Origin of the sequence: Lascolabacillus sp., from assembly GCF_028696275.1 — a bacterium.
GTDB classification, from domain to species: Bacteria; Bacteroidota; Bacteroidia; order Bacteroidales; family Dysgonomonadaceae; genus Proteiniphilum; species Proteiniphilum massiliensis.
The window spans coordinates 4,053-12,925 of the sequence record NZ_JAQVHI010000047.1 but is presented as its reverse complement, the minus strand read 5'-3'; the positions used below and the strand labels follow the sequence as shown (position 1 = coordinate 12,925).

Below are 8,873 nucleotides of genomic sequence, written 5' to 3'. Positions count from 1 at the left end.
GCGTTAACAGAATTCATATGCGCGATAAGATCAAGCAGTTTTACTGAGAAAGCCCATTCGTTATCATACCATGAAAGTACCTTAACGAAGTTAGGACTCAACTGAATACCACCTTTTTCATCAAAGATTGAAGTGTGAGGATTACCAATGAAGTCGCTTGAAACAACTGCATCACTAGTATAACCAAGAACACCTTTCAATTCCCCTTCTGAAGCTTCTTTCATTGCAGCGCAAATTTCTTCATAAGTAGTCTCTTTTTCAAGACGAGCTGTAAGGTCTACAACAGAAACGTTAAGAGTAGGAACGCGAAGTGACATACCTGTAAGTTTGCCATTTAGTTCTGGTATAACTTTACCTACAGCTTTTGCAGCACCTGTAGAAGAAGGAATAATGTTGCCAGAAGCAGCGCGACCACCTCTCCAGTCTTTTGCTGAAGGACCATCAACTGTTTTCTGAGTTGCAGTTGTTGAGTGTACTGTTGTCATTAATGCTTCAACAATACCGAATTTATCGTGTAAAACTTTTGCGATTGGAGCAAGACAGTTAGTAGTACATGATGCGTTAGATACAAACTGTTCACCTTTAGTGTAAGTTTTGTGGTTTACACCAACTACAAACATACGAGTGTCGTCTTTTGAAGGACCTGACATTACAACATATTTTGCTCCTGCATCGATATGAGCCTGAGCTTTATCTTTTGATAGGAAAAGACCTGTAGATTCAACAACATACTCAGCACCAATAGCATCCCACTTAAGATCGGCTGGGTTTCTTTCTGAAGTTACACGGATTTCGTTACCGTTTACAATAAGTTTACCGTCTTTAACATCGATAGTTCCGTTAAATTTACCATGAATTGTGTCATACTTTAACATATATGCAATGTAATCCACATCTAGTAAATCGTTTATACCCACTACCTGGATATCATTTCTTTCTTGAGAAGCACGGAAAACTAAGCGTCCGATGCGACCGAATCCGTTAATACCTACTTTAATCATACTTTATTGAATTTATTTGTTAAAAGTGTTCTATTTTAAACCCTAAAATCTAATCGAGTTACAAAAATACAATTTCTTTTCTTTTGAATAAAATATTTTATATCAAAAATCTGAAAATTATAGTGCTAACCTCATCATTATACTTTCTCCTTCAATATCTTTTTCATATTTATAACCAAATCGATTATGTAACCTTATAGAGTTTCGGTTCTCTTTTAACATCTTGGAGTATATGGATTCAAGTCCTAAAGATCTTGCATATTCGTGAATCATATTCATAACATCTACAGCAACTCCTTTTCCCCAATATTCTTTATTACCTATATAACCAAATATCTCTGCGTCTTTCTCCCCAATATTTTTAAGACCGCCTATAACTATTGGCTCTCCATTATGCCAACCTACAGTAATCCAGTAGTCTTTTCGATTCTTAATACTTTCAAACCATTTTTTTTGTTCATCCTTAGAGAAATCGGGTGTTATTGTAAGTCTCTTTATTTCAGGGTCATTAAGCCATTCCCAGGATTTTTCAAGAGCTACTTCATCCATTTCTCTCATATCCAGGTTTACAATTCGTCTGAATTCCATTTTTTTTGAATTTATTAAATTAAAATATTGATATATGCAAAATATAAACAAATAGTATTCATTTTTGTTGAAAATCATATAGCTATTACTACCACTTTTTCGATTCTTAAACTTAAACATAAGTCTCATTTAGAAACTAACATTTGTCTTTTCAAATTTATAAAGTGTAAAGTGCACTGAGTTTTATCTTAATCTAGGTTGAGAAACTTAATATTATTATGGGATTAAATATTTGATTGTTATAGACAGAATATTTCACTTAGTGTTCTTGAAATTATAGTCTTTCTTGTTTATGTATAGCTTATGTAAATGTATTAACTTCCTGACGAATCACTAAATTTAATTATCTTTGTACTCCAATTTTATACAATCAAATTTCACTAGAACAAATATTTAAATTCATATATGGCTGACGATAAAAAGATTATTTTTTCGATGGTGGGGGTGAGTAAAACATTTCCGCCACACAAGCAAGTACTTAAGGATATTTACCTTTCGTTTTACTATGGTGCCAAAATTGGTATAATTGGTTTAAATGGATCAGGTAAATCAACACTTTTAAAGATTATAGCTGGTATTGAAAAGGAATATCAGGGTGATGTAGTTTCTGATAAAAGCTTTACTGTAGGCTATCTTGAGCAAGATCCTAAACTTGATCCTGACAAAACAGTAATAGATGTAGTTCGCGAAGGAGTGAAACCAGTTATGGATTTACTTACAGAGTATGAGGATATAAATCTGAAGTTTGGTTTACCGGAATATTACGAGGATGAAGAAAAGATGAATGGGCTGTTTGCTCGCCAGGCTGAACTACAAGATAAACTTGATGCTTGTGATGCATGGAATATTGACAACCGACTGGAGCGTGCAATGGATGCTTTACGTTGTCCACCCGAAGATCAGTCTATAAGTGAACTTTCCGGTGGAGAACGTCGCCGTGTAGCTCTTTGTCGCCTATTACTTCAGGAACCTGATGTATTGCTACTCGATGAGCCTACAAACCATTTGGATGCTGAGTCAATCGACTGGCTCGAACAGCACTTACAACAGTATAGAGGTACAGTTATCTGTATAACACACGACCGCTATTTTCTCGATCATGTGGCTGGGTGGATCCTGGAATTAGATAGAGGTGAAGGTATTCCCTGGAAAGGTAATTACACCTCATGGCTTGAACAGAAAACAAAAAGAATGGAGCAGGAGGAAAAACAGGCCAGTAAACGAAGGAAAACATTAGAGCGAGAACTTGAGTGGATTAATCTGGCTCCAAAAGCACGTCATGCGAAGGGTAAAGCACGTATTAATTCTTATGAACAGATGCTTAATCAAGATCAGAAGGAACGTGAAGAAAAGCTAGAGATTTTTATTCCGAACGGACCGCGATTGGGTAATAAAGTTATAGAAGCTCATGGTGTATCTAAAGCATTTGGTGATAAGCTATTATTTGATAATCTTAACTTTATGTTACCTCCTAACGGTATTGTAGGAGTTATCGGTCCTAACGGTGCAGGTAAAACTACACTTTTCCGCTTAATTCAGGGTATGGAAAAGCCTGATGCAGGTAAATTCGAGGTGGGAGAGACTGTTGTTACTGCCTACGTAGATCAAGCTCATGAGGCTATTGATCCAAATAAGACTGTTTATCAAGTAGTATCTGGTGGATCTGATTTCGTGAGAGTAGGAGGAAGAGATATAAATTCAAGAGCATATTTGGCTCGTTTTAACTTCTCCGGAGCAGATCAGGAAAAACTTTGTGGTGTTCTTTCAGGAGGTGAAAGAAATAGGCTGCATCTGGCACTTACACTTAAAGCTGGTGCTAACGTTTTGTTGCTTGACGAACCTACAAATGATATTGATGTGAATACTTTGCGTGCATTGGAAGAAGGACTCGAGAATTTTGCAGGTTGTGCAGTTGTAATTTCTCACGACAGATGGTTTCTTGATAGAATATGTACTCATATACTTGCATTCGAAGGTAACTCAGAAGTATTCTTCTTCGAAGGAACTTACAGTGAGTATGAGGAAAACAAGAAAATGAGATTAGGTAATTCAGAGCCTAAGAGGGTAAGATACAGAAAATTGTAATGAATTAAAAAACTGAAATAGAATCAGTATGCCAAAAATAAGAATATTAGTGTATGTTTTGACTTGTGTTTTGAGCTATTCGGTTTATGGTCAGAATATTATGATAAAAGGCAAGGTGTTGGATGCTAAATATAAGACACCAGTACCATACGCAGCTATTTATATTCATAATACACCAAATGGTACAATTTCTGATAATGTAGGGGAGTTCTCTTTCGAGGCTCCCATTTCATTAAAAGAGAGTACACTTGTTATTGCCAGACAAAAATATAAACTTCAGTATATTGAACTTGTTAATCAATTGAATTCTGATTTTTTAGTTTTTCTGGAACCAGACAATTTTGAGTTATTATCTAAGAATCTTCAAGATAGTTTAAATGATAGGTCAAATAAAATAGCTAATACTATTAACAGTTTGGCAAATTTTGTGAAGGATGACTGGATTCCACTTGGTAATCCAGAGTCATATAAGTTTGATTTTGGACGTATACAAACATTGCCTACATATAACCCTATAGAAGGATTACGTCTGAGGATGGGTATTGCATCTAATGGAAGACTAAGCCCTAACATTTTTATAAATAGTTATATTGCATACGGGTTAAAGGATCATAAATGGAAATACAGAGGTGAATTATCATATTCTTTTGATAAGAAAGCCTATCACGAAAATGAGTTCCCAAAGAATAAAGTATCTCTGGTATATGAAAATGATATATATTCTCCCGGTGAAATGCATCCTCTCTCACCTAATAACATGCTTTTAATTACATTTAGAAGATCTGAGAATGAGGCTACTTATCGCAATTTTGGTGAGATTTATTATGAGAGAGAATATAAAAATGGAATATCGCATACATTCAATATTAGAAAATCAAGACTAGTTCCTCAAGGAAATTTAAGATTCGAGCAGTTAACAAGTGATATAACTTCACCTAATGGTGAACTAAGAAGTATAGATAATCAACTTAATACTTTAGAGGCAGGAGTCCATTTCAGATATTCAGCAAGAGAAGCATACGAACAGCAGAAAAGGAGAAGGAGGCCAATAGAGATGGAGAGTCCTGTTTTCTTTCTTTCTCACTCGGTAGGAACATATGAGCAATTTAACAAAACTCATAATTATCATCGCTCTGAGCTCTCAATACAAAAACGTTTTCAAATGGGTTCTGCAGGTAGAGTTGATGCTGTGGGTGAAGTAATGAAAGTGTGGAATAGCGTACCTTTTCCTCTTTTGGTTTATCCAAACCAAAGAATAAGGCATCATATTGAGAATAATGCGTTCTTTTTGAATCGAGCTCTGGAATTTGTTGCTGATGAGCAATATACAATGAGGTTTACTTTTGTGGGAGATGACCTGTTATTATCAAAGGTACCAATATTAGATAAGTTTAGTATGAAAGAATTAATGACAGTTCGTGCATCATATGGTAAACTTAATGATAGAAATAGGCCTACTAGTGGTGCTTTATATGATTTTCCTGAGAGATCATTCGAGTATGGCTCTGTGCCTTATATTGAGGGAGCAATCGGTGTTACAAATATTCTTGGATTAGTACGTATAGAATATGTTCACAGATTTACATACAGAGACCATCCTGAGGCCTTGCTAGGTAAAATCAGATTCGACGTAACATTATAATTCATTGTTCAATAGCTGAATTGATAATAATTTTGACATACTATAAATATTAACAATTCAAATGTCTAAGTTTAATGTGAATAATTCATATTTCTTAAATATTACTTACATTATAACGACTATTACAATTTAATCGAATATCGACAACTTTTTATGATGAGCCTCATAAAAGAAATAAAGAATAGTATCATTGAAGTTTGGATTAATATTTTCTGGAAAAGTCCGAATCATCTGTGGGCTCTGAAAGTTAGCATTTCAATTGCTGCTCTGTTAGTTCCTTCTATACTCATTTTTCAGGATTCTTTTATTGCAACTACTCTAGCTTTAGGAGTTGTTGCTATGGCACTTGGTGAAACAGATGTTCATCCCAGGGGAAGATTAAAATCAGCATCTATTTCACTAATATTGTTTTTTATAACAAGTAGTTTTGTTGAATTGTTTTTTGAGACTCCTGTATATTTCAGCTTGATAATCCTGTGCGCAGCTTTTTCATTGACTATTGCAGGAGGCTTAAATTCCAGAATGCAAGGAGTTACCTTTGGGACTCTTCTTATTTTTGTTTACACGATGTTAGGGGCTGATACTACTGAAATTTGGATCTATCAACCCATACTTTATACAATTGGTGCATTCGCTTATTCAGTTGTTTCGATACTTCTTTTGTACCAAAAGCCTTATCGTTTACTTAAAGAACAGCTTGCAAGAGGGTTTCATTATCTTGGAGAATATATCGACTTAAAAGCGAGCTTGTTCCCAAGCGATCCGCAATCACAGACACCTATTAGAAATCAGCTTGCACAAAAAAACATTGATTTAGCTCAGCAAATCGAGAGTTGTAAGAATAATCTTTATAGTTATTCTCAGGAGAGTGGAGAAGATTGCCGCTCTGTGGTCAATGAATACTATAAAAAATGGTTTCTGCTGCAAGAGATGCAGGAAAGAGCAATTTCTAGTCATGAACAATATGATTTACTTAGTCGTGAGGTTAAAAATATAGAGCTTATTGAAGGATATGGGCAATTGATGAGAGAAATTGCAAGAGCGATGCATATTTATGCTGATTCACTTTTAACCGGACAGGATTATAAACATCCTCTTTCTCTGCAATGGACACTAAATGCAGTACAAAAGATGCTGGAAGAGGAGAAGGGTGAGCCGCATTACCTTACACTTTCTCTACTATATCGCAATTTATCAGGACTGGAGAGAAACCTGAGAGAGGAGGCGACCATAATTGCTCAGATTGATGTAACTGTTTTTAATAGTCGAAAACCTGAGAGAAATAACTTATCAGCTCTAATTAATCCAGAGCATCCACGTTTTAAATCAGCTTTGCGGCTAACAATTAGTTGGTTATTGGGTTACCTAATAATTCAATTGTTACATATCGATAAGGGTGCGTGGATTTTGCTTACATCACTGATAGTTTTTCAGCAAACTTATAGTGCAACCAGGATGCGACTTTTTAAACGTGTCTTTGGCACCCTGATTGGAGTAATAATGGGAGCTACTTTATCTCAGTTGCTGCCTACGATTTCAGGTCAGATTTTACTACTTATAACATCAATTTATCTATTCTTCTATTGGTTAAAAAAGAATTATGTAGTTGCAGCTGCATTTATTACAATATATGTGCTGGCATCATTTAATCTAAATGACAGTCAGGGTCTTATAGTTATGTTGCCAAGGATTACAGATACACTAATAGGAGGAATAATAGCCTATCTTGTGGTTAGGTTTGTATGGCCAGACTGGCAGTATAAACAGTTGCCTAAGCTAATGTATAACGCTGTTTATAAAAATAAGCGCTACTTCGAGAGTATATATAAAGGGTCCGTTTCTGAGGAGGATTATCTTCACAACAGGCGCACAGCTTATAATGCAGACAATTCACTAACAGCTGCCTGGAAAGGTATGCGGCTTGAACCACGTAAGACACGTGTGTTTCAGGAAAGTGCATTTAATCTTACAAATCTAAATCATGCTTTACTCTCGTATATTTCAGCTTTTGGAGTTCATAAATATACTGAAAAATTAACGGTTGAGGAGCAAACCTTCTGCGAATCTGTGAGTTATATCCTTCAGTTTGTTGTCGATCTTATGAAAGGTGATGCAGATATTTCGCAGCTTAATGGTTTAATAACTTCAACAGCTTATTGGGATGAGGAACTTGAAAAAATGCAGATGAAACATGAAAATAAAAGAGCTGCACTAATTTATAATATTGCACATGTTACTCGACAATTGCTTATAGAATCGAAAGAGATAGTTTAATGTAGTTTCTACAGAAGAGATTGTTAATACTATTAGATTTAACTGTGAAGTCCACTCTATTTAAAAAGAATTCTTTTTTATATTATCTTTGTACAATATTATTTTCACTCTTTTACGATAAGTTTGATAAACAGAAAAGATGTTGATATTATAAAAAGTCTGTATAAAATAATAAAGAATATTATAAAAGGCCACTAATAAGACTGAAAATAGGAATATAAACGTTTGTAAAATAATGATTACAATATTAGGTATAGAATCTTCATGTGATGATACATCAGCTGCAGTAATTCGTGATGGAGTCATACTATCTAACGTAATTGCCGGTCAGGCTGTACATGAACGTTATGGAGGAGTTGTTCCTGAACTTGCTTCTCGAGCTCATCAACAAAATATAATTCCTGTTGTGCATGATGCTTTAAAGCAAGCTGGGGTTTTAAAAGAAGAAATTTCTGCAGTTGCTTTTACGAGGGGACCTGGTTTACTTGGATCTCTACTGGTTGGTACATCCTTTGCAAAAGGTTTCTCTTCTGCTCTAAATATACCAATGATAGAGGTTAATCATCTGCAGGCCCATGTTTTAGCTCATTTCATCAAAGAGGATAAAGATGATTTAAACCAACCTGCATTTCCTTTTTTATGTCTTTTAGTATCTGGCGGTAATTCACAAATAATCTTAGTGAAGAATTATGATAATATGGAAATTATTGGAAAAACTATTGACGATGCTGCCGGAGAAGCATTTGATAAGTGTGCTAAGGTTATGGGATTGGGTTATCCCGGAGGACCTGTAGTTGACAGACTAGCCAAAATGGGTAACTCTGATAAATATATATTTAGTAAACCCCGATTAGAAGGCTATGATTATAGTTTTAGTGGACTAAAGACCTCTTTTTTATATTTTTTAAGAGATGAACTTAAGCAGGATAGTGACTTTATTGAGAAGAATAAAAACGACCTGTGTGCATCACTACAGAAAACAATTGTTGATATTCTGATGGATAAGCTTCTTAAAGCTTCAGAAGATTTAGGAATTAAAGAGGTTGCAGTTGCCGGCGGTGTATCGGCCAATTCCAGCCTACGCTCTGCTTTCGAAGAATATAGTTTTAAGTATGGTTGGAGGATTCATATTCCTAAATTTGCATATACTACTGACAATGCTGCTATGGTGGCTATATCAGGATATTACAAATATCTGGATAATGAATTTGTAAACCATGATGTAGCACCGTATGCAAGAGTTCTTATATGATTAGGTGTAAATACTATGGATGTATACTCAA

Annotated in this window: 6 protein-coding genes; 4 read left to right on the top strand and 2 right to left on the bottom strand. The window is 35.0% G+C overall.

Going from position 1 to position 8,873, the window contains the following annotated elements:
• Together gap and PHO43_RS09155 are read right to left on the bottom strand one after the other, a co-directional pair.
• The coding region (gene gap, locus PHO43_RS09160; protein ID WP_045089442.1) for a type I glyceraldehyde-3-phosphate dehydrogenase at nucleotides 1–1,001 on the bottom strand (1,001 nt) is incomplete at its 3' end.
• Between the two features lie 117 nt (nucleotides 1,002–1,118).
• Entirely contained in the window at nucleotides 1,119–1,589 is a 471-nt protein-coding gene (locus tag PHO43_RS09155) for a GNAT family N-acetyltransferase (RefSeq protein ID WP_288010037.1), read from the bottom strand.
• Nucleotides 1,590–1,994: 405 nt separating this feature from the next.
• Between PHO43_RS09155 and ettA the strand changes: the two genes are divergently transcribed.
• The 4 genes from ettA (at nucleotide 1,995) to tsaD (ending at nucleotide 8,842) form a co-directional block, all read left to right on the top strand.
• A complete protein-coding gene (ettA, locus tag PHO43_RS09150; RefSeq protein ID WP_053826440.1) occupies nucleotides 1,995–3,674 on the top strand; it encodes an energy-dependent translational throttle protein EttA in 1,680 nt (559 codons plus the stop codon).
• A gap of 28 nt (nucleotides 3,675–3,702) precedes the next feature.
• Nucleotides 3,703–5,316 (top strand): DUF5686 family C-terminal domain-containing protein, encoded by a 1,614-nt coding sequence (locus PHO43_RS09145; RefSeq protein WP_045089444.1) that lies wholly within the window; start codon nucleotides 3,703–3,705, stop codon nucleotides 5,314–5,316.
• Between the two features lie 153 nt (nucleotides 5,317–5,469).
• Nucleotides 5,470–7,590 carry an FUSC family membrane protein gene (locus PHO43_RS09140; protein ID WP_288012018.1) on the top strand — a complete coding sequence of 707 codons (2,121 nt, stop codon included), beginning with the start codon at nucleotides 5,470–5,472 and terminating at the stop codon, nucleotides 7,588–7,590.
• Between the two features lie 235 nt (nucleotides 7,591–7,825).
• Nucleotides 7,826–8,842, top strand: a complete 1,017-nt coding sequence (gene tsaD, locus PHO43_RS09135; RefSeq protein WP_502867185.1) for a tRNA (adenosine(37)-N6)-threonylcarbamoyltransferase complex transferase subunit TsaD — start codon at nucleotides 7,826–7,828, stop codon at nucleotides 8,840–8,842.
• Nucleotides 8,843–8,873: the final 31 nt, after the last annotated feature.